The sequence below is a fragment of the Dietzia sp. B19 genome (assembly GCF_014145155.1).
Classification (GTDB): domain Bacteria; phylum Actinomycetota; class Actinomycetes; order Mycobacteriales; family Mycobacteriaceae; genus Dietzia; species Dietzia natronolimnaea.
Genome location: NZ_JAALED010000526.1, coordinates 1 through 1526, shown reverse-complemented (window position 1 = coordinate 1526; position 1526 = coordinate 1). Strand labels below are relative to the sequence as shown.

At 72.3% G+C, this 1526-nt stretch carries 1 protein-coding gene and 2 pseudogenes; 2 read left to right on the top strand and 1 reads right to left on the bottom strand.

Features of this window, described 5'->3' with window-relative positions:
• Positions 1 to 275 (top strand): annotated as a pseudogene (locus G6020_RS16775) (hypothetical protein); the annotation flags it as partial.
• Between the two features lie 50 nt (positions 276 to 325).
• On the opposite strand, the gene G6020_RS14355 reads toward G6020_RS16775, so the two are convergent.
• Positions 326 to 967 (bottom strand): hypothetical protein, encoded by a 642-nt coding sequence (locus tag G6020_RS14355; protein ID WP_182611079.1) that lies wholly within the window; start codon positions 965 to 967, stop codon positions 326 to 328.
• Positions 968 to 1053: 86 nt separating this feature from the next.
• On the opposite strand from G6020_RS14355, the pseudogene G6020_RS14350 reads away from it, so the two are divergent.
• Positions 1054 to 1526: pseudogene (locus G6020_RS14350) on the top strand (sucrase ferredoxin); the annotation flags it as partial.

Sequence of the window (1526 nt, the reverse complement as noted above, 5' to 3'; positions counted from 1 at the left end):
GTACCGCGGCGGGGGCGCCGATCGGGGTCGGCCGGCGTGGCCTGCTCACCGGACGACCCGAGTCGGTCGAGGTGACGGGCCGTCGATGCGCGTTGGTCGGTTGGTCGAGGCCGTGGCCGATCGATGAGGCCTGGTGGGAGGCGGGTCCCGGTGGTGAGGCCCGCCGGCCGAGGGCCCGGATGCAGGTCGTCCCCGAGCGGGCGGCCGCGTTGTTGCTGTGCTGCCTGGTCGGGGACGAGCCGGGGAGTTGGACCGTCGAGGGGGTATACGAATGAACCGTCCACGAATCACCGTGGTCGCGGCCCCCGTCGCTCGCCGGGTGGGCTCAGCGCTCGATGTCGACCACCAGGCGGGTCGGGTTCTGGAGGAGGAAGGCCGAGAAGGCGCGGTCCGTGCCCTCGAGGCCGATGACGGATTGCGCCTGGCCCTCGAACTGGCCCGCGAAGGCCACTCCGGCGACACCGGTCGCCTCGTCGCTCGAGACGGTGCCCACGGGGACCTCCGTCATGGAGGTCGTGGTGGGCAGGACCTGGTCGCGGATCATCACCTGGAGGAACGAGTCACCGGGCACCTCCACGGGGAAGCCACTGCCCTGCTGGGCGGGGGCGTCCACGTAGTCCACGGAGTACCCCGGGACGCCCTGGCCCTCGAGTTCGAAGACCACTCGGTCCTTGCCCTGGTAGTCGCCCACGCGGATCTCGGTCACGACGAGCTGGGCGCGCTCGGCGGCATCGCCGGAGTCCTCACTCTTCGGAGCGGAGTCCGCGGGCCTGGCGGAGGGATCGGAGGTCTCGGTCTCGTCCGGCGCCAGGGCCCGGGCCAGCGCGGCCGGGGAGGATCCCGCCGTGGTGGTCTGGCTCGTGGCGGGGGTGTCGGTCGAGGTGTCGGCTCCACATCCCGCCAGGCCCAGGGACGCGACGGCGGTGAGGGCGGCGGCCGCGGCGAGGCGGCGGTGACGGATACGCATAGGTCCAGCCTAGATCCCTCTGGTCACTTTTGTCCCACAAGGTGGCTACAGTTACGCCTCCTCGCGGGATGGGGCACCATGGGGTCGTGTCAGATACCGATTCCGCCACACAACCGGACTGGTGCTCCCTGCAGTCGGCCGATGAGCCACCGGCCGGTACCGCCGCCCACGAGGAGTCGTGGGTGCTGCTGGAGGTCCCCGGGCGCTGGGGACGCGACATCTTCGACGGTGAGGCGCTGGGCGAGGACCTGTCCCGACGTCTCAAGGAGCACGTCGAGGCCTGTGGGTCGCGCATGCTCTTCATCCGGCGGCCCGGCCGGGAGGGCCAGCGGCTCGACCGGCACCGCTTCTACCTCTGCGACACCCGCCCCGGCCGGCAGAGCATCCGCACCGGCCGTGTCGACGGGCCCGAGGAGTTGCTCGGGCTGGACCTGTCTCCCGACGGGCACGTGGCCGGGACCCGCGAGGTCGCGGCACCTGTCCCACTCGTGTGCACCCACGCCAAGCGAGACCAGTGTTGCGCCGTGCGGGGGCGCCCGGTCGCGGCCGCGCTGGAGGC

Coding starts and splice junctions, on each gene's coding strand:
- G6020_RS14355 (WP_182611079.1), bottom strand. CDS start 967: ATGCGTATCCGTCACCGCCGCCTCGCCGCGGCCGCCGCCCTCACCGCC.